Origin of the sequence: Novipirellula rosea (genome assembly GCF_039541335.1) — a bacterium.
In the GTDB taxonomy this organism is placed as follows: Bacteria; Planctomycetota; Planctomycetia; order Pirellulales; family Pirellulaceae; genus Novipirellula; species Novipirellula rosea.
The window spans coordinates 245,944-269,642 of record NZ_BAABGA010000017.1; the positions used below are offsets into that span (position 1 = coordinate 245,944).

The window sequence follows — 23,699 nt, forward strand, 5'->3', positions numbered from 1 at the left end:
AACAGTATAGACGCATCCAACGCCCGCGTGGGAATTGACCACTTTTACGCGATGAAGAATTAAATTCTGCTCCTGAAATGATCCATTGCACGCGCCCCTCATGGCACCACCACGCGACAGATGGGACTGCGGGATCCCGCCAATTCGCGAGTCTTAACAAAGAATGCCTGTCGCTCAACCGCTCGCACCCGCTTGGTGCAAATGAATGCAGCGTATTTCGTCGAGTCGTAAAAAATGTCTACGGTTGACCGTAACGGAAATCCGATCCCACAAGAGTGACAGCCTTCGGAGGGGCGAAACACCACTTACCAAAACAGAAGCAGTGTTCGCCCAAGCGTAGCAGATGGTCACAATCGAGTTATTCGTATTGGTTTGCATAGGGGCAATTTATGCATACGGCAGTGAGGACGCTGGTCCTGTTAGGGCTCAGCATAGGCATCGCGACACAGGCACAGGGACAAACTTCGGCGTCAGTCGATTTTTGCGTCAACGTCCAAAACGCGCTCGCCATCTTGGCCCCCAACGGTCCCATCAGTTTGAACCATGATGGGACGGCGGGGATCAAGTCGTTTGCCCCCCAAACGTTTTCCGCGGTTTGCAACGATGGCGACGGAGCGACGGTCACCTTTGGAACGGTCGCCGGGTTTGTTCACAACACGCTGCCGCTTGTCACTCGAGACGTGAAGCTCGATCTCGCCATCGCATCGTCGGACACCGAAGCAGGATGGACAGTCGATGTGGTCTCGGATCAATCCGATATCACGAACCTTGTTCCCGACTTGAGCTCTCAAGTGCAAGCGAGTTCGTCGGGCCCGGGAAACGTCGAGCTACAGTTGACCGTTTCGATGGATAGCGGCTCGGTCACCACGCTGGTGCCCGGCACCTATTGCACGACCGTTTACGCCACAATCACCGCGAACTAATCACTTCGCTTGTCGACGATTGCCGCGATCCGCCTCTCCATCTCACTATTAAGCTGTCGGAAAAAATGACGTGCGTATCATGAACTTCGCACCATCGACTGCGTTCATCACGTTGGTCACAGCCATTGTGATCAGCGGATGCCAGACAAAGGAAAAGCGAAACGAGATCCAGCTGCACAGCCAATCCGTGCTTGCGGATCCATTCTTCCAGCTGCCTGCGGGGGCATTGCCGAAACCGAAAAGAGTGGCACATCATGCGATCCAACACGAATCGTTGATCGAGTCCTTGCCCGTGGGCTATTCGCTGCCACAAAACAAGTCTCGCATCACGTCGCTGGGACCGACAATCTCCAAGGGCTTTCGCCAACAATCCTCAACCTCGGCTGCCGAACAAGTGACCGCATCCGAAGATGCGTCGCAAGAGCCGCAGGTGGTGAGGGCCAGCTACGGTGATCTCGCGGACGAAGCCTTCGATGCCCAACCGATCGATGCCCACACCGCTGAGGCTCCGCTGCTTCAACCCGCTCCGCTACTACACGATGCCTTTGTCGAAACCGATGTACGCCAAGCGATTCAATCGCTGGCCGAGCAGGCCGGCATCTCGGTGATCATTGACGATCAAGTGCGAGGATCGGTGACCGCGGTGATCGAAGGTGAGAGTTTCGAACGGGCCCTTCGCAAAATCCTGCTGCCGCTGGGCTACCGGTGGCGTCAGGACGGTGACGAGTACTACGTTGGCCTACCCGAACCGGGGTCAGCGTTGTTTCCGTTTCTGGCAGAGCGATACATCTACGAAGCTCGACATCGCACCCCCGAATCATTGAAATCACAACTCCCCGAACGGCATTTACAATTTGTCCGTATCATGGGACAGGGCGGAAAACTAGCGATCGAAGCGCCTCCGATCACCGCACACCAAATTTTGCGAGAGCTGGAAGAGACCGACAAAGTCGTGCCTCAAGTCATCTTGGAAGCATTGGTTTGTGTGTACAGTCCCGAGACCAATTATCGTTTTGGTTTCGACGTCCACCAGGGCATGAAGCTTGACGGTGGCAACGCAGGCTCGTTCGCACTCGATGGACTTGGAATCGCCGGCCAGTACGGTCCGGCAGGTTTCAATTCACAGCTGAATGATTTTCGTTTCACCAGCGCCCTGCTTCGCGCCCTTGAGCAAAAAGGTCACGTCAAAATCCGTGCCGCTCCACGAGTGACGACCGAAGATGGCAAGAAGGCCGAAATCCATATCGGCCGCGAAAGTTTTTTCAGTGTCCAGCCGAGTGGCAACGGAGTCTTCTATCGACAAGACATCCAGAAAGTCGATTCGGGCATCATGCTCGAGTTGACGCCAGAAATTCGGGCCCCGCATGTCACGATCCACATCGACCGCGCCGAGGTCAGTGAGGACATTCGCAGCGACGAAACTCAGGCGAACGCCTACGACCAATTTCCCGTGATCAATCGCCGCCGCGTCTCGACTTCCGTCCACGTGATGGATGGACAAACGATCGTGATCGGAGGCCTGACCCAGCGTCAAAAGGTCGACCAAGTCAATAAGCTGCCATTTCTCGGTGACGTCCCCTACATGGGACGGTTGTTCCAACGCATCGAACGGCGAGAACAGGAAGCCGAAGTGGCCATTTTCATCTCACCTCGAATCGTTTATCAGGATGAACCCTATGAGGACGAAACGTTTTGTCCGACAAACTTTGATCCTAATGCTATTCGCTATGGTGACGACGGCGGTCAATGGTGAGTCGCCTTCGCAGCGAGTCGCCAGAATCAACGCCGAAGCGAGTTTTCGCCCCAGCTTTCGCATCGATCCTTTGGTCTTTCAATGCCAAGCTGTACCAGGCCAAACCGTCCGCTTCAAATTCCGCTTGAGCAGTAGTGATAGGCCGATTGATTTTTCGATCCAGCCAGTTTCGCTGATTCAACATCGCGATGGCAAAGTCACAGCCGCCGAAGAGTTGCAGGATCGCGACTCCGTCCGTTTATTGTCCTCGTCAGAGCTGCGACTTCGCGGCGGCGAGATACGTGAAATCGAAGGAACCTGGACACTGCCGCGTGACAGCGGTCAATTTGTCAGTGTCGGGCTGTTGGTGACCGATCGCAGCGAAGAACCGTTTTCCAAACAAACGACCCAGCGGCAACTCGGCGTGCGATTTGTCACTCGTTACTTATTGCGATTGGAAGCCGACATTCGCCGCGCCAATGCGGTGCAGGGCGAAATCCGTTTGACCACCGGTGGGCTGGTCGACCGTGACGGTTTTGCTCATATCAATGCGTTGCTGTGGAATCCGCATGACGCCGGACGTCGGCTTCGTGCGAAAGCTCGGATGATCGACCCGGCGGGCCGCGTAGTGATCGACGACGTGCCACTCGGATTGGCGTCGCGGATCAATCAACCCGAACCCAAGCGGTTCGAGCTGACGGTGTTGCCTCGCAGCGAGGTAACACTGGCGTCGGCATTGCCCGAACCGGTGTTCCCCGGTGACTATCAACTGCAAATCAACGTCTCGGACGACAGTGGCGATGTTGCGCTGCAAACCTTTCCCGTCCACGTCGGCCAGTACGACTTTCAAGCCCAGCGCGGCGTCGTGGGACGTGTGCTGAGGTCGATCCGCGTTCAGCCATCGGCGATCGAATTGTCGACGCTCCGTGGTGGAAATCGGCTGGTACCGCTATCGCTGAAAAACCAAGGCGACACCCCCGTATCGATCCGTTTGGTCACGCGAGATCGTGATGGAAACGAGGTATCTTGGTTGCGGGTGCGGCCCGAACGAATCCAGTTGGCTCCGCGAGCGGGCCGCAACGTAATGGTCACCATGAACGGCCACGCTGGCGACGCCAATGACAAGTATGCCGAAGTGAATTTGTATGCCGAATCGGATTCGTCGGCTAACACAGCGTCACTGAAAATTCCGGTGGCGATGTTAAACGATGATCGCTCCCACGATCCCCAGGTTTCGCTCGGGGCCATCGAAGTGAACGAGAACGATCCGCGAATCATGTCGCTACCAATAACCAACCATGGCACTCGGCATCTGGCACCGCATCTGATCATCACCCTGACTCGCGGTAACGAGGCACCGCTGATTTGCGAGGCCGGCTATCACGCCTGGTTGCTGCCGAGTGAATCACGCGAACTGCGTTTTCAACTGCCTGAATCCACCTCTGGCACCTTTAAAGCATCGATCCACGCGGTGCTGAATCGATCAGCCGAACCGACATTGAGCGAACAAACAATCGTGCTGCCGTAATCGACCGATTTTGCGATCATCATCTTCATCCCGTCTGCGCACACGCGGTGGACCGAAGTCTATTTGCACGAACCGCGAGGCCGCGGAACTCGCGTTACTCGCCCACGACATGCACATTCGTGATCGTGACGTCACGAATGTATTCTGCTCCCGCCTGGATCGTCACCGCTTCACCCGCGGGTCCGTGTCGGATCAGATTGCTGAGGATTGACTCGGAGAGTGATCCGCCGATTAGGATCGTGTGCTGTGACTGGCTGGTCACGTTACTCACCATGATGCGGCAAGTGTCACCCAGCGGTGCCACACCGCCGCCGTAATGATGGTCGCCGATTTTCACTGCAGCTTTGCACGTCAAGTCGCCGGGCGAAGTATCGATCAAGCCATCCACGATAATGTCGTGCATTTTGACTCCTGAAGTATTCAGCAACCTGACGATGTGGTGCCTACCCGCGCAGTATCCTCTGACATTTCTGATGATAATGTGCCGGATATCGTCCAGCCCGTCGCCACGGTCGTCGCCAGCACTGACCATCGTCGTCGCAAGACTGCCCGCCGCTCGGTCGCTGCGTGGAATGGCCGTCAGGGCGACGAGGTCGTCTCCGGTGTAGCCCGTGATGTTGTCGATCAAGATATCGTGGCATCCCATGCGTAGATCGACCCCGTCTTGATTGAGGATCGATTGCCGAGTGTCATCGATCATTTTGTATCCACGTGATGCGAAGTCCAGGTCTCGTAGCGTGCCGTGAGCACAACGTTCGAGCGAAATTGCCCAACAATGAGAATCTTTAATTGTGATGTTTTCGATAGAAAAATGCTCAACGAAGGCCAGCAGAACCCCGATATTCCGCCAGTCGCCGAGTTGGCTTTCGCCTTGCACACCTGCATCGGTGCCGTAGGTTTTGGTGCCGAGCGTCTTGCCGCTGTCGCCGGATGCACGGGGGCGATCCGCACCTTCGAGCACGGCGTGGCCGATTCCGCGGATGTGAATGTTCTGCAGCGGGTCGATGCCGGTGATCCCCAGCCCACAGTTCACACTCCGCATGAAGTTATCTCGGCAACGATCAGACAACTTGATGTGGCAGTTGTCCAACTCAAGCGTGGTATTACTGTGCAGTAAGATCGCCGAATCGAGCAACCAAATATCTCGTCGCTGTCCGTCACCGAGGTTGACTCGTGGGATGACCACTCGACAGCCAGCGTCTGCGGCGGCCTCGATCGCCTGGTTGATCCGCTCGACGTCCGTGCCCGCGAATTCGTTGGGGGTGATAAAGTCGCGAGATGTGGATTCGCTGCTACCACGATCCGGAGGCGAGGCCGACGCGAACGACCATCCCAAAGAACACAACAACAGCACCGGCAAGCCGGTCTTCCACCACCACCCTCTCGTAGTCTCGTTCATACTCTAACCTTATCGTGTTCCATATTCTGCGATTGGTGGCAAACCGGGTAGCCACGTTCGCCGTAACGTGGACTCCACCGTCTGGGGACGGTAGCTACCTTCCTAATTCAAACTCTCTTGTTGGAGCGATTCGAACATCTCGAGCAGCTTGGCGACAATCTTGGTGGTCGCTTCTTTTTCAACGTAATTGCTGCCCAGCCACGTTTCGTAGCCGCCCAAACGATGCTGCTCGGGAGTCGGCAAGTAACCGTACGATCCGTTGGCCAGTTCGATGGTGAAGGTGTCGGCGAAGGGACTCAGATCCTTGAGTTCCAGCCCCGTTTCGGTGAACACTTCAAACGGGATTGCGGCGATTGCTAAATCGCCGATGCGGAGCGTTTGTAGCTGAATCTCAATCTGCTTCGGAGCGGTTTGAATCTTCGCAATTCGATCTGCATAAATCTCTTCGCGACTGTGTCGTCGCCTCGGATCGTTATCATCGCCGGTGGTGATATTGGCGAAATACTCAATCATCTCCGGGGTGGGCTGCCTCGTTTTCAGCGTCAGGTTGTCTTGTTTCGCAGCTAAGGGTACCCAGTCATGAAAATCAATGTCCTGGTGAGCTTCATACACGCGGCTGGCGATCTTTTCGGCAACCTCCTGCATTTTTTCATAACTTCGGTATTTCTGCGTGGATTTTTCGGGGAAATTGATATTGTTCACATCGCCGCTGGTGCCGTTGGAAAGAATGCCGACGAACGGCGGTGATTGGTCGCTCGCCCCCAATTTTTTTCCGATGAACTTTGCGAAGTAGCCAAAGTAGTCTGCCGAGACGTCTCCGGATCGGACACCGCCGACGTAGTGCAGGGAATAGTTGGCGAGCAAGGCGATCGGATGACCATCGGTGCCTTGCAGCGAAACGAAGCTAATCTCCGGATCGGTCGGCCCGGCGGGACGGTCAAGCTTGGAACTGCCACGGGGAGGGTTCATCCGGACTTGGTCGATACCACCGAAAGGGTTGCTCAATAGACTTGCATCGTTGACAAACCAACGACGGTTGAAAAGTTCGGACGGCTCATCGATCGATCCCCAACCAATCCGTGCCGGTTCCAACTGAGCAAGTGCCCTGCGGACGCCATCGGAGATGCGATGGGCGATGAACTTTTGATAATCGCTCAGCTCCGTTTCCGGCAATGTTTTTAGAGGACCACGTGCGGTGGTCGCTGAATGCGTGTGGGTGGCCGCCGTCAATACATGCGAAGCCGGGATCCCGGTGGCTTCGTGTATCTGTCGCTTGGCAAGATCGTAAACCTCGACGGGAATGCCGACATTGTCGCAAATCACAATCGCCAACTGCGTCTTGCCGTCGTCCAAGACGACACACCGTGCATGCAGCTCGTCATGGATGTTAGTAGCGGGGATCGGTCGCCATCCTCCGACGATCAATTCACCCAGCGGCGGTGTGATGTTGCTCGTCGCTGCGCCGGCGCGAAAGACTGGCCTGGCATCCTCCGCTTGAACTCGGTATTGGCCGCCGAGCAGTAAAACAATACAGACCATCAATGATGAGACACTCATCCTTCTGGTCGGTGCAGAAATTCGCATGTGCAAAGCCTCTTCATTTTAGGTGTGGGTGATGTAGCGGAACTCGTGAAGAGTTTCGGCAGCAGCCAAGGAGTAACTGGCGTAGTGGACCTTGTTAAAGATTCTTTCGTGCAGGGATCTTTAACAAGATCCACCACCTTCTCATGCGTTGTGTTCGGTCGCTGTTCCGAATCCTTCACTCTCACCCTTAGCGTGCATTGGCCGTCAAGGTGTAGCGTAGTTTGTGTTTTTCGCCATGTTGAGGATGAGCATGATCGAGAGCGCGAAGCTCCAGTGCGAATTGATCAGCCCCGAATTGGGCTTTCACCCATCCATTGGGATGCGCGGGGTTGAACACATACGAGCAAGCCGGCAGGTTGACCAAGTTCACCTCGTCATGCTTTTCGATAACGTTCCAATGATGTGTGTGTCCAAAAATGTATGCCTGCACGTGCGAGCGCGCGTTCAGCAGATCGACGAGTTTCTGTGAATCCCTCAACCCACTGATTGTCGCCTGTGACTCCTTGGGCAGGAATTGGAGATTGTGGTGTCCAATCACGATCGCTGGCTTTTCAGCGTGCGCGTCCAGCGCCGAGGCGAGCCAGTCCAACTGCGGCTGACCAAGTTCGCCGGTCACTTTGTTCACCTCCCAAAGTGAATCCATCAAAAACAGGGTCGTCGTGGGTGTCGAAAGGATACTGACGTGCTTCCCGTCGACCAATGGATTGTCAGCCCGCTGGCTGGCAAACGCATCGTAGAACGGCCCGCGGTCATCGTGGTTGCCCATCGTCATGTGGACCGGCAAGTCGGCGTCGGCAAATCGCTGCAATGCCGTGCTCAAGGTCGCGTAGTCTTCGGCAAGCCCGCGTAAAAATGCGCAATCCCCATTGATGATGACACCCGCCGGAGGCGAAGGCTCCGCCAAAACCTCATCGATAATCCGGTTCAGACAATCCAGCATCGTGATCCCACGAGCGCTCTTCTTCGGATCCGCGTCAATATGGGGATCCGACAGCAACGCCCACCATTCATCGCTCGGTTTAAACTCTGCGGCTCCGGTGTAACGCGGGGCTAACCACGCGGCACCTCCGACAAGTGTCGTTTGCAAAAAACGCCGGCGTGTGGGAGGAATCATGTGCAGCGGCATCACAATCTCGCTAATCGGTTTGGGGGACACATCGCAATGCGACACGACGCTGCCGTGATTGTAAAAACCGATCCAAAAGTGGTACGTCACCGTAGCGGATGCCGGCGGTGGCAAGCTTTTCGGATTTGGTTTAATCAGTGCGGCATGGAAGTGAGGGTCGATGCGTTTGGTGGGAAGGCGGGAAGGGAGTATCCACTGCGTTTATCAACACGAGTGGAACCAAGGTCACCACTGTATCCGCGATAATGTCGTCAGTCAAATTTGAGGGGTAAAGCCTATACTGCTAGAACTTTGGTGTTGTCGTGATCTTTGGTCACGCTGGGTCTCTGCCACCTCTCCCCCAACTTCGGTGACTGCTGTTTTTGTAGCAAACGCACAGGCCGGAGGCCGACAGATAGACTGCCGTTGGCGTGAGCCAACGGTCTAGGGGCGACTTGTCGCCGTAAGGCCGGAGGCCGACACACTGGCAGCAGATGTGTCGCCCTCCGGGCTATGTTTTTCCGCCTCTCCTGACCGGTAGCTTACGCTACCGGCAGAGGGTGTATCGGCCTCCGGCCTGCAATCAATGCTACTAAATCAGCAGTCACCTTCGTCGGTAGAGAGGTAACTGCAGTATCGCCAGAAGAAAAACTTATACCCAATATCCGACGTCAATACCAAAGTTCCAGCGGCCCAGGGCAAGCCTAGCGCAGTCGGCTCACCAATACGGGCAAAACGAAAAAACTGGACTGCCGAACTACTGGTCCTTGGCCCATGCTGGAGTGCCGAACCAGTCGTCCATTTCCTTCAGGAACGGAGCGACAATTTCGGGCGACTCCTCGATATGTCCTCGGTCGCCTGATTCGACGATCCAAGTATCGAGCGCCGCACGCATGCGAGCTAGCGCCGCCTGATGTTCGGGCGCATCCGAGTCGGCGAGATTGGTGACCTCGTGTGGATCCGCCTTCGTATCGAACAGCATCTCATCGGGAAAGGGTTGCATCAATGCCAGTGGCACGCCGCTCAGTTTGCCATCGGCCTTGAGTTGTCGCATGAGCGGCATGACTAGAAAACACTTTTCCTTGTAGCGGTTGAGCGTCTCGAAGCCTGCGCCCGGCGTATAGTTGCGGATGTAGTGATAGCGTTGATCGTGAACCGAACGCATTCGTATGCTGGTCTCGTCGATGCGATCTCGGGCGGCAAAAGCATACGTTCGCGGTGGATCGGATTCCACGCCAGCAAACACGCGACTCTGCATGCCCAGAGGCCGCGAGACTCCCGCAATCGCGAGCGTCGTCGCGGTCATGTCGAGCAAGCTGATCACGCGGTCGCTGACCGTGCTAGGCGACTCTTGCTGGGTAAGAAACGGATGATTTTTGCAATCACGCACGATCACCGGAACCCGCAATCCCTGATCGAAAGGCCAATGGATCCCTCGCGCGGTAAGTCGACCGTTGTCGGCGAAGAAGATAACCACGGTATCATCATCCAAACCGTCCGCTTTGAGTCGCTGTAAAATCTTACCAATTCGAACGTCGGTGCCGCTAATGGAATTCAGGTAGCGTGCCCATTCCTCACGAACGATTCTGTGATCGGGATAGTAAGGCGGCGGCGTGACGTTTTCGACCGTGGCGACTTGCGGATGCCATTCTTCGCCAACCCATTTGACGCGATCTTTCTCGGCCGACTTGCGATCGTAAATGTCATACTCGGCTTCGGGCATGTTGATTTGTGCAAAGAACGGTTGACGCTTCTTTAGGTCGTCCCACTCAGCGCCGCCATAGAGTTTGCCTTCGTTGACGAAGTTCAGATCAAGTTTTCCTGTACCGATCTCTTCATCACCCAAGTGCGTGATGTTGGCAGTGTAGTAGCCAGCGTCCTGGAGCCGTAGGGTGAGAGGTCGAATGCCGTCAGGGAGTCGAAAGTCATCGTCGCGATGTGATCGCATGTGGTGCGTATCGGTCGTCGTTTGATACATGCCAAGCATAAAGCAAGATCGGCTGGGTGCGCAAACAGGCGAAGTGGAAAACGCATTCGTGTAGCGGATGCCCGAGTCGGCGAGTGCATCAAGATTCGGCGTTGCCACGTTCTTCTGTCCGTAGCAGCCAAGATCGTTCGAAAAGTTTTCGCCTACGATCCAGAGAATGTTTGGACGAGAGGGTTCAGCCCAAGCACCCGCAGCGAAAATGACGATATAAAGCAGTGCTCCAAGGATGCGAAATGTTGCGATGTTCATGCTTGTTTTACTTTTCAATTGCTGTGAACTTAGTTCAGGACTCTGCAACCACCGCCGCATCGAACCCCATCGTCCGTCTTCGGCACGTAATACCATCTTGGCTCGACATTCATTGTGTTCAATATAACGGTATCCAACGAACAAATGATCGTCATCCTGGATGTCGAGTTACGGCGTGCGCATTTCATTGCAAGTAAAGGTATCATGCGGCCATCGAAACCATTCTGTCGAGACGAAAGGTTAAAGCATGAAATTGATCGCAACCATCCTGTCACTTCTTCTCGGCGTGACGATTCCTGCCATGGCAGGCGACTACGACATCACTGAATTCGGAGCGACAGCGGGTGACCAGAGCGATGATACAACGGCCATCGAAAACGCTCTGACCGCATGTGCCGATGCGGGAGGCGGCACCGTGTTTGTTCCGGCGGGGACATTCATTCTGTCGCGGCGCGATAGCGAATCGCCCATTCTTGAAATTCCTCCCAATACAACTCTTCGGGGTGAGGGAGCAGCATCGATTCTAAAGTTCGCAGCAGCAGTGAATCAAAGCAACTTTTGGCGAATGATCGGCGCACCGGTCAAAGCCGGAACAAAAAACGTCGTGATCCGTGACCTGCATCTGGACGGTTCAAACACGCATCCCGAGTATGTCAAGGGCGAGACGCCCGAACACAATGCCGGCCTTTGGTTCTACAACAAGGATCATGTGATCGAGAACGTGACCGTGGTCAACGTATTTGCCGAAAACTTCTCCGGCGACTGCATGGCATTTTCGTACAACTGTCGAAGCATCACCGTTCGTGACTGTACGCTACGAAATTTCATCCGCCAGGGAATTCAGATGGGAGGCAGTCCCAGCTCGCGCGACTATCTGGTGACCGGCTGCCGTGATCTCGAACATTCCGTAAAACCCGGCGGTTCCACAATCCATGTCGAACACGCTCGTGGCCTGAAAAATGTAATCATCGAAAACAACCAGTGTCGCAAATCGATCCTCGCCGGTGGAGTGGATGGCATGATCATTCGAGGCAATACCGTCACGGGAAAAATCGTCGGCAACGGTAACTCCAACCTGCTGATCAGTGACAACATCGTTCGCGCAGGCGACAATTCCGGAGCCGTAGTCCAGCTTGGGTATACCAAAGGTCTGACAATCCGGGGTAACACGATTCTGGGAACGGAAAACAATCCGACGGGACTGTATGTTTGGGGAAAGTCACGCTACAACGACCAGCCCGGCGAAGACGTTCTCATCAGCGGCAATCAAATCAGTGCTGCCGATCACGCAATTTCTCTCAACGGAGCGGTAAACGTCCGCATCAGTGGTAACTTGTTGAACGCGCCGCGGCCGCTGCTCCAGCGGCGCACGGAAAACGTGACTTCAGACTTAGTACCTCCGACACCTGATACCGAGTAACGTCCACACCATTCTGGCTCCTTTAGCTGCCCGTCACGCGGCAGTGAACTCAGGAGCGAGCAGCTAAACTTTGGGAGTAGCTTTACTCCAGCCTATCGGCAACTTGCCCAAGAATGTGGCAAGCTTGCTGCCCACCAACAGAAAAAGCCGCCTTGCGGCGGCCGATGGCAACGTTGCTTCACTTTGGAGCATCGGTTAGATCATCATCAAAGAGACCTGCCCCATTTTGCTTCCCCGCCCTTTTTCGCTGACCGCAGCAATTGAGCGTGAAAACCGGCGGGCAAAGCAATTGAATCCACCGGGGTCGCCTGACCACCGCCCGGAAGATCATCATCGCTATACACCGGCGAGACGACGCAGCACATCATCAACTTCAGAAGTGTCCATCGCACAACGCAATGGAGTCGGGAAGAGTATTCAAAAGCGAAGCGTCGAGTTTTCAAGACATTGTTCCCTGCTGCAAATCGGTTAGTTGTGCGAATCAAAACATAATCACGGAGCCTGACTGCGCAGACTCAGTCGCGGCCGCTATCCAGGCCACGACAGCTCTTGATTCGCCAAGCGTCATTGGCGTTGGTGTCTCACCGGATGGCACGCAGTTGGCGAAGGTCCGCAATGACAACTGCAGGATTCCAGCATACCAACCGATGGGACGCAGCAAGTATATAGGGTTGGCCATTTTGATGCTTGCTGCTTCGTGCATTTCCAGCCCGCAGGCTGCACAGTGGATGCACAAAGATACAAAGGATCCAGGACTCGAATCAGAAATTAAGTCCGCAGCCAGTTTCTTCGTTGATCCAATTCATCCTGGCGATCGAAATAGTAGACCATCGCTCAATGCCATCTACCTTGGTAGCGACACGGCGCAAGCCCCGGTTGCAGCGTGAAAAAGACATTCGGTTTCGACAATTTTCGTGGTGGTGCCACTAGCACTCTCGAAGAGTGATCTCGACCTAGCGATCCGGCTTAAGGACGTCGCGGAGTGACCCCACCGCCTGCACCTTGCCATCTTTGTCGACAAGGACACAGCACGGAAACATGTTCACCGGATAGCCAGTGATCTTGTCAGATTGGCTACCAACGCCTTCGGTTTCGCTACCCAGAAGCACGGGATACTCGATGCCCGAGTCGTCGATTGCCATTTTGATTTCGTCGGTTTCGGATCCGGGAGCGTGGACGCCAACGATTGCCCAGCCATTCTCTTGCATTTTGTTGAGCATTGGAATGTCGTTCTTGCACGGACCGCACCACGTCGCCCAGAAATGGAATAGCATGGGCTTTTCCTGACGGCTGTCCGGCAGCTTCTCGACCGTAATCCACTGGCCATCCAGTTTCGCAGCCGGCTTGCCAACCATTTCCTTGAGCGGTTTGAGAATTCGGTCAAGCTGCTCTTTGTTGGATGCCTGTTCTTGCATCGCTTTGTCGACCATCGCGTGAATCTCTGACTCAGCCATCTCAGGGTCGAATACGTATTTCACAAAAGTCGCGAAACGCCAGTCGTTGACGGCATCGCCCTTCTTCGGCAGTGCCTTATCAACCAGCGGCTGCAGATCGGGAGCGACTTTGACCTCGCGTACCACCGTTTGATTGATGTTGTACTTGTATTGCCTCCCCTCGTGCATCCAACTGGACCACCATTCAGTCATCGGCATTTCAATACCGGAGGCGACCTCGCGGTAGTCTGAAAACTCGATCAAGTCTTTCGGGTGCTGGTTGGCTTGGTGAAGATAGAGGAATTCGCAATGCAACCGGTAACGCTGCTCATCCGTCAATGCCTCATCAAACCACTGACCGAACTCTTCTCGCGAATCGAACGATCGCCCGGCCAACTTCCGAGTGGATTCCATTTCATGCAACCAAGTGAACCTGCCTTGGCTAATGAACTTTAGGCAACCGCGCAATCGCCCCGTTTTTTGGCTGATCCAAAATTGCTCTTCACGTGGGATCGACCGTATCACATGGCAGCGTTCACCGCCGAAATCCTCGGCGGGAAGACTTTGATAGTTGGCGTATTGGACTGGAATCGTTGAGCTCAGAAAGAAGCTTGGTTCCTTGCCTCGTTCAACCCACGCAAAGCGATGATCTCCCAAGTGCAAAAACTGTGATGGCTTGAAGTAGTGATTCGCGAATGCGTCCGCAAAGGTTCGGTATCTGCCAAACGAGCCATTGGAATCTCGCCACCACCCCCGTTTGCCGTTCCAGGTATGTTCTGAGGTCTGGTCATACGGCTCACCCTCGTAAACATATTTATGTCGCTCGGTGGAAACAACTTCATTGTTGTTCCAAGCCCACGTGTGATTGGCCGTGGAAAGACTTTTGTCGAAATCGCGTTTACTGAGCGTTTCCCTCAAATGGTCAAGCGAACGCTCGTTTTTCAAACCGATCAGACCTTTGGGATCACCGTAATCCGAAGTGAAACTTTGCGTGGAGATGAGTGCCGAGTTGAGCTTGCTGATCTCCGTGAGTTGCCGATGCACCTGCTCGCCAAGCGATTGGGATTTCGGGTCGGCCGGTGGTGATAGAGAAGCAACAAGATCACCAGCAGGCGGAAAGGGAACGGTTTCAACGGATGTCTTAAAGTTCGTCTGCTGTCCAGGTTTCAGCGATACGTTGTCAAACGTGACCCAGTACCGATACGGACGCAGGCGATACTCAAAGTGATCAATTTGGTCGATGGGATGATCGAACACTTCTGCACTTCGTGTCACGCCATCCTCGCCTTCCCACAATGTACGTCCGTACGTTTGAAGTCGCTTTCCATCTTTATCGACAGCAACAAGATCAAAGGTGGCGATTGGACGCTCGACTCGATTGTAGGCCCAAATCAACAACGTACGATCGCCCCGAGCAAGAGCATCGTGGACTCGCTTGATCCGGTGGGCATTTTGCAATCGCGGTGGCACAGTGACCGGAGCGATGATTTCGCCGTCAATACTCACCGACACCCATGGTCCCCACTCTTTGTCGGGAATGCCGACTTCAATCGTTGTGCTTGTGCTCTCCGTAGAAGGTTGTGTTTCAATTCGAACGAATCCATCGTCACTCGGATGACGCCAGCCCTTCAGCCCTTCCGTCGCGTAGGTTGGATTCTGATGGACCGCTAGACCTTCGAACTTGAAAACGTAGTCAATTCCCGGAATCGGCTTGGCCGGCGAGTCGTCTGTCACCTTCGGGAAGTAAGGCAATTCCTCGAAAAGCTCTCCGTTTGGACGCCACGCTTCCTCTGCAGTCGCCTGTTGCGGCAACACCGCGATCATTTTCACTGAGATATCATCGACAACCTGGACCGCCAGACGATCGTCATCAGGTGCCACGGGTTGCTGTGCGAGAGAGCTAGCGGCATTGATCGCGAGCACGGAGCCAATGGTTAGGACAAATATCACCCAGGCGACAATGACACCGGAACCGGTGCCGCTTGCCTCTGCTGGCGTGGACACAAGTCGACGCACTCGACCGAGTAGTGATCCGCCATCGGCGGACATGGCGAGCGTTTGCTTCGATGATTGTTGGCGAGTTTCTTCCAGCCAGACCAGCAATTTCGCGTAGCCGATTCGGTCGCCGGTCATGTTCGCGGCAATCTCGTCGCAGCACTCTTCTCGCTCGGTTCGCATTCGATGCGATACCCACCAAACCGCCGGGTGATAGAAAAACACAGTCTCCATCGCGAGCTGGAAAAAGTTCACCAAGTATCGTCCATGCAGGTTGCGACCTCGCGTCAAACGTAGGCTGATTCCCAACACCACCGTGATCATTACGAATTGCCAAAGCGAATGCACCAACGTCCAACTGACGCGCTGACTGACTTCGTAAAAAAGCAGATTGTTCATGACTCGCCCTCCATCTGATCCAACAAGTCGCGGATTTGTTTCAATTCCTCTGCCGTCGCCTTCTTGCTGGACAGGGCGTGCATCATCAACGCCGCCGACGAGCCCTCGTAGACCTTGTCGATCAGGTCACCGAGCATCCGCTTCTGGGTACGCTGCTGCGACGACGCCGGTCGATAAATCTGTGGCTTTGCACCGTCATCACGCTTGAGAAGCCCTTTGTCCAACATCACGGACAACATTTTCACGGTCGTCGAACATGTCGTCTGTTTGAACTCCTGAAGCGAGTTGTGGATATGCCGAACGATGCTCGGCCCGTCATCCCAAAGGATTCGCAGCTCGACCTCGGTCGGTTGCGAAGAAGCGTGTCGTGCCATGATCCGATAAACCCTCGCGAACAGAAATTTGCAAAGCTAGGCTGGTGAACGAATTCGCTAGGCCGCTTTTATCGTAGCGAACGAATTCATCAAAGCAAACGCAACACTGCCGCTGTCCAGCAAGTCGGTGTCGAGGCGACATTTCTCGTCAGGACGGTAGACGATCAACTCTAGTCGTGTGTGTTCGTCGCAGCGGCGTCGGGCGCCAGGTGATTTCACCTACTTTGAATGCCGGTCGCTCAATGATTGCCGGCCAAGGGCGCGTCGTTTGATGCCATTGTCTGAGAATCTCCTGGCTACCGAAGGCCCCAATCCACTCTTTGCCCAAATTGTTCTATAGAACGAATACAATGTTGGGACGTCGATCGTTCTACCGAGCCGACGCTGGAGACCGGTTGATCCATCCGCGGCAAACACCTAAGGACCGTCGGAAGAATAGCTGGCGGCATTTTCCGTAGTGGACGAGGCAACGAGTCCTTTTTGGCTGCACGAAGCTGCAGGACTCGTTGCCTCGTCCACTACCGCCCGCCAATTATTGATCCGAAGATCCTAAACATAAATTGAGACCTTTGATGTACTTTCCAAAAAAGACTTGGCCGATGACCCGAGCCACTTTTGCTACTTTCATTTTCGCATTCGCCTTGATGCCGATGACTGCGTTGGCGGATCCACATGACCTAATTTGCTGCGGTGCCGAAGAGGTCTTTGTTATCGCCCCCGAGATGCCGAAGGTAAAGAAGTGGAGTTGGCGTGCGGAGCAATCGCCTTCGATTCCCGCGAACTTTCGCTCGCGATTTCGGTCGACCGATGATTGCAAGCCCTACGAAGACGACTTGCTGTTGATCACGTCATCGAGTGGCGGAGTGGCACTGATCGACCGCACCACGAAAGAATGCCATTTCTTGGCCGAGGCAAAGAATGCTCATAGTGCCTGCTTGTTGCCGGATCGTCAGATCGCCGTTGCGTCTAGCTTTGGCGGCGATCAGGTGCAATTCTATGATCGCGACGAAAAACAAAAGCCTGCCTCTGTCGTACAGGCTATTTCCCTGCTGGGCGCTCACGGAACCGTTTGGGATCCCGATCGCAAATGCCTCTGGGCTCTCGGAGAGAAAGAGCTGCTGGCGTTGGTTGCCGATGCGGAAGCGACACCCCAAAAACCCTGGAAAGTACGATCGCGCACGCCGCTGCCAAGCAACGGTGGGCACGATCTGTCGCCGAAACACGACGGCAAACAGCTGTTCGTGACGACCGACACGCAGGTGTTGATGTTCGACTGCGACAAACTCACTTTCGACGTCGCTGAAGGCTTTGGCGACCAATTGAAAATCAAGTCGGTTGATCGCAACTCCGCGTCCGGTCGTATCGTGTTTCATCAGGCCACAGCAGAGAATTGGTGGAGCGACACAATTCGATTCACCGATGCAGTACCATTGAAACTGGCGGACGAGCGACTCTATAAAATCCGCTGGGACACTGCGACACCGGCACCGTAATACGAGTCCGCTAACCTGTACTTCAGTCTTGGGCTATCGACCTTCATTGTCGCTGCCGCTCTGTCTTGCCCTGTCGATCGCATTCCTCAAAAAGGGATGGAGGCGAAAAAGCCGAGAGCAACTTTCGTCTGCTTCCAAAAACACAATTTAACGGATTTCGTCATCGTTGTTTCGTCTTTGGATTGGCGTCTTGTTTTCAGGTTGCTAACGCCAGCTGAATACTGCGTGCGACACCCGACAGGGTCTGCGTCGGGGTGAAACTATTTGGCCTGCCGGTTTACAGGCTCATCCACGACGATCTCTGCGGGGAACGCCGCGGCGGTCTTCCCACCAACATCTTGCCAACGCTTGTTCTGCGAATTGCCACGGGGTTGGTTCATCGGGATATCCATCCCGCCTGCATCACCTAACATTTTGTACAACTCATTCTCCATTTCGATCGTGACGGACTTGTACTCGGGATCATAAAGCAGGTTGTTTTCCTCACCAGGATCCTTGCTCAGATCGTACAGTTCGTCGGTATCCCAGAGTCCGTAATAGGTGATGTATTTGAAACGATCTCCGCGCAGAGCAAACTGCGTTGGAGTTTGCGGATAGTTCTTTTCCCAGTAGTAGACGTAAAGAAAATTAGTACGCCAATTCGCCTCGGGCATGTTGGGCAGGTCCAGGAAACTTTGGCCGTCGATGTAGTCGGGCGTCTGCAATCCGGCTGCGTGCAATACGGTGGGCCCGATATCAATATTTCCGATTACCTTGTCAACGACCTTGCCACCTTCGTAAAGATCCGGGCACTGCATCATCAACGGAACTCGCATCGATTCTTCATACGAGACTCGTTTATCAATCAGCCCGTGTTCGCCCCACATGAATCCGTTGTCCCCCATGTAAATAACCAAAGTCTCATCATGGATTCCCATCTTCTTCAACTGATCAAGTACTCGACCGACGCTGTCGTCCACCGAGAGAACCAATTCACAATAGCGTCGGTAAAGAACGTCTAACCCGACGTCGCTGTGGTAGCTGAAGTCGATTCCGTGCCATGAGTTTTTTTGATCGCGAACCCAACGAGGTGCGTTCTTTTCAGCTGTGATGCCTTCGCCGCGCGGCAAGAAACTGACGTCCTTGTTCTCGTAGCGCTGAACATGACGTTGGGCCGGAACATAGTGCCCGTGAACAGCCTTGTGCGATAGATACAAGAAGAATGGCTTGTCGCTGTGCTGCTGACCTTCCAACCAATCGACTGCGTAATCCGTCAGTTCATCGGTAATGTATCCCTTTTGTTTGACACGTTCGCCATCGACATTGAGCGTGTAGTTTGGATTCGGCGGCAGGTAGTGGCCCTGCCCACGAAACGAAACCCAATGATCAAAACCAGGGCGAGGGTCATCCGAATGGCTACCCATGTGCCATTTTCCAACGAATGCAGTTGCGTAACCTGCACGCTGCAAGTACTGAGGAAAGAAAATAGTTCCCTCGGGCACAGCACGGTTATTATCGATCACACGATGCTTATGCGTGTACAAGCCCGTCAATATCGAGGCGCGCGACGGTGAGCACAATGATGTGGTGACAAACGCATTCTTGAAGTGGACTCCACCCGATGCCAATGAATCGAGATTGGGCGTCTCTAGGAATGGATGTCCCATAAATCCCATCGCATCATAACGATGGTCATCGGTCAAAATAAAGACAATATTGCGTGGCTTGACCCCGTCTCGCTTCGCTGTCGCAGGCAATTCAGACGCAGGCAATTCAGACGCCAACAAGGCGTAGCTGGCCTGGACGACAACAATGCCGATTAACAGTGGAGTCAGTATTGAAACGCGATGCATCAATGAAGCTCGGGGTAGGGAGGGGATTTAAAGAGCGACAATCGTCTTGTCATTCCAACGCTACTTGCACGAACCTTTACACGTGCGACTGGTCAATGACTATCCAGTACCGGGATCGGTGAGAGCGAACTGGAATTTCATTTCTGGCGAAGTCGGCATGGATCCGATTCGCATACGAGTCAGGTCGCGGACGGGCTCGAAACCGAGTGAACGGGCAAGTTGCATCAGCCATGCGGAACGGTCCGTGGCAAATGCGGTTTGATCAAGCTGCAAATGAGACTTCACCAGTTGATCAGACGGCCGTGATGGACTCAATCGCGGCGATGTTTCGCCGTTACGCGACCAGCGATGAAACGAACCTTCTGGCTGAAATCCAAGTCGCTCGTAGACCAGCTGTCCCTCGGGAGTCGCGTCGAGTTTGATGCAACCGACGCCGATGTCACGCAGATAACTCAAACTAGCATTCATCAGCGAGGTTGCAATTCCACGCCTGCGATAACGGTCATCGACCAGCATCATTCCAATCCATGCCAGGTCGGTTCCGTATCGAGTCGTCGTAACGGTTCCAACAATCTGCCCGTCGAGTTCCGCGACGAAACAACCGTCGGGTTCGTATGCAAAGAGCCGCAACCAGTCTGCTTGCAGTTGATTCCATCCGGCCTTGCGACAAAGTGCAAGGGCAAAAGGGATATCGTGACCGGTCAGCGTTCTGATCATCAACACAGCTAGCTTCGCTTTGACGAGGTGACAGGGACTGGGGCGGAAGCTGGCGTTATTTTGCTTGGCGAAGATGTTTCCGACAGCGTTTCACGATACTGCTGAATCTTTCCCGGAAGCGTTACGAATGCGGTGTTGGCGGCCATCGCTAGCAGGATGACAAGCCCGATTCCGGCGAATACTTTCGTCACCGGGCCGTTGACGTGTTTCCCCATTACATCTTTACTGCTGGCCAACCACAACAAAACGCCCGCCACCAACGGTGCTCCGACGACCGTGACCGCTTGGGCCGCAATGATCGTCGGTGTACGGTCGAAGTCCAATACTAGGGCAGCGAGAGCCACGACCATTCCCGCCAGCAATCCGAGCGTGGTCATAATGCGAGGCCAACGGTCTTGCGCACCGCTGCCCAAGCCGAAACCGTCCGAGACGATGAAGCCGCCCGTCATCGAGTTGATCAAGAAAGACGAATAGGCAGCACAGAAGATTCCCACACAAAAAATGAATTTCCCACTCTGTCCGAAAGTAGGCTCGAGCGCCTCGGCTACCGCGACAGGATCCGCCAAAGTGACCGGCGACCCCGTGTAAAGGCCCGCTGCGGCGGTCGACATCAACATGATCGTGATCAGCGCCATGATGACCGCTCCCACTCGCGCATCGACAATGCCGCTTCGTACTTGCCGCTCGTCCCAGCCTTTTTGTTGAACAAGATACGCTTGATAGAAAGCACCGGAGATCACAAACGTCGTTCCGATCAATCCCAGCAGCGCGATGTCGATCGTGCCCGCAGCAGGCACAAACCCCTTCGCCATCGCCACCGGATCGGGCTTGAGCGTAAACAGATTGACGGCAAAACTGATCAGCATCATGGCGACGAAAAACATCATCAACCGTTCCATCACGCGGTACAGGTTCTTGAACAAGAACAAAAACATGATGGCGATTACGTTGAACGCGACCACCAACGCAGCGACCAATGGCTTAGAGTCGATGAAGGCTTCAAACGCGGCAGCGACACCAATGTTGTTGCCGGACTGAAACGCCGCAGCAATGATGAACACGATACAGCCCAACAGGATCGCCAGCGGTCGGCCTGCTTTGCGGCGAATTAAATCGCCAGGTGAAACGCTTGAGACCGCGCCCAGTTTGGCTGACATCGTCATGTAGACAAGCATGAACACGACCGAAACCACAACGACCCAAAGCATCGCGTAACCTTTGTTCGCACCCACAGTGGAACTGGTCATGATGCTGCCTGGACCGATTACCACACACGCCGTGATAAGTCCCGGGCCGATCCGCCGATACCAAGCAACAGGTTGATCGACGTGGGTGTTGGTTGCTGGAGACATTCGGGATCATTCGTTCAGCGGAGAGCGGCTTGGCCGCGTATTTTTACTAGCGAATAGAATACTGAACAAAACATACGACCACAAACACAAAGCTCGGCCGTGCTGAAAACGGTTGCCTACAAAGCGAAATTTACGGAAAGTGGGATGTCGGCACACTCATTCAAGCACTCAAACGCATGCGGCTCGCGGACTCGATCATATCTATAGATTCGTCAACAAGGGCATCGACGACTTCTCGCATGAGGAGTGATTACGTTGTATTGACGACACACGGCGAGGCTTATGCATGTACAATCAGTCTGTTTCCGACATCTAACGTGTTCAAGCAGGGGAAATCGAATTCGGGTCGACATTTTCAAATCGAGCTTCCCATGCTTTGATAAAAACCCAAACGCGGGCGAATCGTAAAACTGCCATCGCTTAATCAGCGTGGCCACCCAAGCCATTTTCCACGACGCGTCTCGGCCAGTCGCATCGTCCTGCCAATCATTCCTGCGTCGCAGCCTCGATAGCCACGAGTCGCTACGCACGTTCGCATCCTCAACAAAAGTCATCGGGATAACATCATGCCTTTGAACCTGTCACAGTCCAACGTAGGCCGGAGCAAGTCTTCGCAGATCCGGTTGGCGTGCAAGTCACTAACCGCCGCATTTGTGCTTTTGATCTTGCCTGCACTATCGGCAACTGCTGCTGAGTTGCACATTGGCGGGGCGACGGTCAGTATTACACCGGACGAGCCGGTCGCGTTGTCTGGTCAGATGCACACCCGCATCGCTCGCACGGTGGAGAGTCCAGTCACCGCAACCGCGTTGGCATTGGAATCGCGTGACGGTGATAATGTGTTGGATCAAGCGATCATGGTCTCATGCGATTTGGTGGCGATTCGCGAAGGGATTCTCGAAATGGTCCGCGATCGCGTGAAGGAGCGAATTGCCGATTTCGACGTCGAAAAACTGTTCCTCAACGCCACCCACACGCACACCGCGCCGGTGATGCGTCAAGACGCTTATCAATTGCCTGAGGAAGGGATCATTCAGCCGAAGGAGTACGTCGAGTTCCTTGCTGATCGTGTTGCTGATGCTTCGGTCGAGGCCTGGCAAAATCGCAAGCCCGGCAGCGTTGGCTGGGGACTGGGATACGCCGTTGTGGCCATGAATCGCCGCAGCGTGTATGCCGATGGTCGGGCGCAAATGTATGGCAAGACAAGCTCGTCGAATTTTCGCGGCATCGAAGGCTATGAAGATCACGGCGTCGAGGTGCTGTGTTTCTGGGACAACGAAGACAAATTGATGGCGACGGCAATCAATGTCGCTTGCCCGTCACAGGAAGTCGAAGGGCGTTCGGCCGTCAACGCCGACTTCTGGCACCAAATCCGCGAGTCGCTGCGAGAGAAACACGGCAAGGACTTGTTGGTGCTAGGATGGACCGGCGCGGCGGGCGACCAGTCACCACGCCTGATGTATCGCAAAGGGGCGGACGAACGAATGCGAAAACTAAGGGGGCTGACGCGGCTGGAAGAATTAGCTCGCCGTGTTGTTGCCGCCTGGGAGGAGCCGTATGAAGGTGCGAGCAAAGAAAGGCACGCCGACGCACCGCTTGTGCATACGGTCCAGACGCTTGAGTTGCCGGAACGAATGGTCACGAGAGAAGAATCGTTCGCTCTCCAGGCCAAAGTCACGGACCTGGCATCCGATCCAAAACAGAAACGACGGATGCTCTGGCATCAAGCGGCCATCGATCGCTACGAACAACAACAGGCCGGAGAGCTGAATCCTTACCAGATGGAATTGCACGCGATTCGTTTGGGCGACATCGCGATTGCCACAAACCCCTTCGAGTTGTTCACCGACTATGGCATCCAGATCAAGGCCCGCAGCCCCGCCTTGCAAACCTTCATCATTCAATTGGCCGGCCCCGGTTCCTACCTACCGAGCGAGCGGGCCGCACGAGGCGGCGGATACAGCGTCATTGTCGAAAGCAACAAGGTCGGCCCGGAAGGTGGTCAGGTACTGACGGATCAAACCGTCGAGGCAATTAAGTCCCTTTGGTCCGACAACTAGCGACCGATTGAATGAAACGTCGTGAGTCGAATGCCTAAGGGTCGACCGTAAAATAGGTGTCGGTTTTACCGTAATGGACGTGGCTACACGTCCTGTGGGGGGCAGGATCTTCAGCAA

15 protein-coding genes are annotated in these 23,699 nt (G+C 54.6%); 6 read left to right on the forward strand and 9 right to left on the reverse strand.

Annotated features, from left to right (window positions below; genetic code table 11):
- The first annotated feature begins 389 nt into the window (after nt 1-389).
- The 3 genes from ABD971_RS06445 (at nt 390) to ABD971_RS06455 (ending at nt 4,183) form a co-directional block, all read left to right on the forward strand.
- Nucleotides 390-923 (forward strand): hypothetical protein, encoded by a 534-nt coding sequence (locus tag ABD971_RS06445; RefSeq protein ID WP_345320493.1) that lies wholly within the window; start codon nt 390-392, stop codon nt 921-923.
- Between the two features lie 79 nt (nt 924-1,002).
- On the forward strand, nt 1,003-2,676 hold the full coding sequence (locus ABD971_RS06450) for a type II secretion system protein GspD (RefSeq protein WP_345320495.1): 1,674 nt from the start codon (nt 1,003-1,005) through the stop codon (nt 2,674-2,676).
- Nucleotides 2,639-4,183, forward strand: a complete 1,545-nt coding sequence (locus ABD971_RS06455; protein WP_345320497.1) for a hypothetical protein — start codon at nt 2,639-2,641, stop codon at nt 4,181-4,183. Before ABD971_RS06450 ends, ABD971_RS06455 begins: the two co-directional genes overlap by 38 nt.
- Nucleotides 4,184-4,277: 94 nt before the next feature.
- Here ABD971_RS06455 and ABD971_RS06460 read toward each other — a convergent pair whose 3' ends face one another.
- The 4 genes from ABD971_RS06460 to ABD971_RS06475 form a co-directional block, all read right to left on the reverse strand.
- Nucleotides 4,278-5,582 carry a glycosyl hydrolase family 28 protein gene (locus ABD971_RS06460; protein WP_345320499.1) on the reverse strand — a complete coding sequence of 435 codons (1,305 nt, stop codon included), beginning with the start codon at nt 5,580-5,582 and terminating at the stop codon, nt 4,278-4,280.
- Nucleotides 5,583-5,684: 102 nt separating this feature from the next.
- The gene (locus ABD971_RS06465; protein WP_425571265.1) at nt 5,685-7,139 is read right to left on the reverse strand and encodes a hypothetical protein; all 1,455 of its coding nucleotides are present in this window, start codon (nt 7,137-7,139) and stop codon (nt 5,685-5,687) included.
- A gap of 214 nt (nt 7,140-7,353) precedes the next feature.
- A complete protein-coding gene (locus tag ABD971_RS06470) occupies nt 7,354-8,337 on the reverse strand; it encodes a metallophosphoesterase family protein (RefSeq protein WP_345320501.1) in 984 nt (327 codons plus the stop codon).
- 691 nt (nt 8,338-9,028) lie between these two features.
- Nucleotides 9,029-10,507 carry a sulfatase family protein gene (locus ABD971_RS06475; protein WP_345320503.1) on the reverse strand — a complete coding sequence of 493 codons (1,479 nt, stop codon included), beginning with the start codon at nt 10,505-10,507 and terminating at the stop codon, nt 9,029-9,031.
- Between the two features lie 247 nt (nt 10,508-10,754).
- Here ABD971_RS06475 and ABD971_RS06480 point away from each other — a divergent pair, with 247 nt between their 5' ends.
- Nucleotides 10,755-11,927 carry a glycosyl hydrolase family 28-related protein gene (locus tag ABD971_RS06480; protein ID WP_345320505.1) on the forward strand — a complete coding sequence of 391 codons (1,173 nt, stop codon included), beginning with the start codon at nt 10,755-10,757 and terminating at the stop codon, nt 11,925-11,927.
- Between the two features lie 953 nt (nt 11,928-12,880).
- On the opposite strand, the gene ABD971_RS06485 is transcribed toward ABD971_RS06480, so the two are convergent.
- Together ABD971_RS06485 and ABD971_RS06490 are read right to left on the reverse strand one after the other, a co-directional pair.
- Nucleotides 12,881-15,754: a redoxin domain-containing protein gene (locus ABD971_RS06485; protein WP_345320507.1), complete on the reverse strand. Its 2,874-nt coding sequence runs from the start codon at nt 15,752-15,754 to the stop codon at nt 12,881-12,883.
- Nucleotides 15,751-16,128 carry a BlaI/MecI/CopY family transcriptional regulator gene (locus ABD971_RS06490; protein ID WP_345320509.1) on the reverse strand — a complete coding sequence of 126 codons (378 nt, stop codon included), beginning with the start codon at nt 16,126-16,128 and terminating at the stop codon, nt 15,751-15,753. The genes ABD971_RS06485 and ABD971_RS06490 overlap by 4 nt, the downstream gene beginning before the upstream one ends.
- A 599-nt stretch (nt 16,129-16,727) precedes the next feature.
- Here ABD971_RS06490 and ABD971_RS06495 point away from each other — a divergent pair.
- Nucleotides 16,728-17,621, forward strand: a complete 894-nt coding sequence (locus ABD971_RS06495) for a DUF6528 family protein (protein WP_345320511.1) — start codon at nt 16,728-16,730, stop codon at nt 17,619-17,621.
- 260 nt (nt 17,622-17,881) lie between these two features.
- Here ABD971_RS06495 and ABD971_RS06500 read toward each other — a convergent pair whose 3' ends face one another.
- The 3 genes from ABD971_RS06500 to ABD971_RS06510 form a co-directional block, all read right to left on the reverse strand.
- Nucleotides 17,882-19,453 (reverse strand): sulfatase family protein, encoded by a 1,572-nt coding sequence (locus tag ABD971_RS06500; protein ID WP_345320513.1) that lies wholly within the window; start codon nt 19,451-19,453, stop codon nt 17,882-17,884.
- A 99-nt stretch (nt 19,454-19,552) separates the two neighbouring features.
- Nucleotides 19,553-20,170: a GNAT family N-acetyltransferase gene (locus tag ABD971_RS06505; RefSeq protein WP_345320576.1), complete on the reverse strand. Its 618-nt coding sequence runs from the start codon at nt 20,168-20,170 to the stop codon at nt 19,553-19,555.
- Nucleotides 20,171-20,178: 8 nt separating this feature from the next.
- Nucleotides 20,179-21,522, reverse strand: a complete 1,344-nt coding sequence (locus tag ABD971_RS06510; protein WP_345320515.1) for an Nramp family divalent metal transporter — start codon at nt 21,520-21,522, stop codon at nt 20,179-20,181.
- Between the two features lie 566 nt (nt 21,523-22,088).
- On the opposite strand from ABD971_RS06510, the gene ABD971_RS06515 reads away from it, so the two are divergent.
- Nucleotides 22,089-23,582: a hypothetical protein gene (locus ABD971_RS06515; RefSeq protein WP_345320517.1), complete on the forward strand. Its 1,494-nt coding sequence runs from the start codon at nt 22,089-22,091 to the stop codon at nt 23,580-23,582.
- The last annotated feature ends 117 nt before the right edge of the window (nt 23,583-23,699 follow it).

Excerpts from the sequence above, each read along its gene's own strand:
- ABD971_RS06445 (WP_345320493.1), top strand. The coding sequence starts at position 390 with ATGCATACGGCAGTGAGGACGCTGGTCCTGTTAGGGCTCAGCATAGGC.
- ABD971_RS06450 (WP_345320495.1), top strand. The coding sequence starts at position 1,003 with ATGAACTTCGCACCATCGACTGCGTTCATCACGTTGGTCACAGCCATT.
- ABD971_RS06455 (WP_345320497.1), top strand. The coding sequence starts at position 2,639 with ATGCTATTCGCTATGGTGACGACGGCGGTCAATGGTGAGTCGCCTTCG.
- ABD971_RS06460 (WP_345320499.1), bottom strand. The coding sequence starts at position 5,582 with ATGAACGAGACTACGAGAGGGTGGTGGTGGAAGACCGGCTTGCCGGTG.
- ABD971_RS06465 (WP_425571265.1), bottom strand. The coding sequence starts at position 7,139 with ATGAGTGTCTCATCATTGATGGTCTGTATTGTTTTACTGCTCGGCGGC.
- ABD971_RS06475 (WP_345320503.1), bottom strand. The coding sequence starts at position 10,507 with ATGAACATCGCAACATTTCGCATCCTTGGAGCACTGCTTTATATCGTC.
- ABD971_RS06480 (WP_345320505.1), top strand. The coding sequence starts at position 10,755 with ATGAAATTGATCGCAACCATCCTGTCACTTCTTCTCGGCGTGACGATT.
- ABD971_RS06485 (WP_345320507.1), bottom strand. The coding sequence starts at position 15,754 with ATGAACAATCTGCTTTTTTACGAAGTCAGTCAGCGCGTCAGTTGGACG.
- ABD971_RS06490 (WP_345320509.1), bottom strand. The coding sequence starts at position 16,128 with ATGGCACGACACGCTTCTTCGCAACCGACCGAGGTCGAGCTGCGAATC.
- ABD971_RS06495 (WP_345320511.1), top strand. The coding sequence starts at position 16,728 with ATGACCCGAGCCACTTTTGCTACTTTCATTTTCGCATTCGCCTTGATG.
- ABD971_RS06500 (WP_345320513.1), bottom strand. The coding sequence starts at position 19,453 with ATGCATCGCGTTTCAATACTGACTCCACTGTTAATCGGCATTGTTGTC.
- ABD971_RS06505 (WP_345320576.1), bottom strand. The coding sequence starts at position 20,170 with ATGATCAGAACGCTGACCGGTCACGATATCCCTTTTGCCCTTGCACTT.
- ABD971_RS06510 (WP_345320515.1), bottom strand. The coding sequence starts at position 21,522 with ATGTCTCCAGCAACCAACACCCACGTCGATCAACCTGTTGCTTGGTAT.
- ABD971_RS06515 (WP_345320517.1), top strand. The coding sequence starts at position 22,089 with ATGCCTTTGAACCTGTCACAGTCCAACGTAGGCCGGAGCAAGTCTTCG.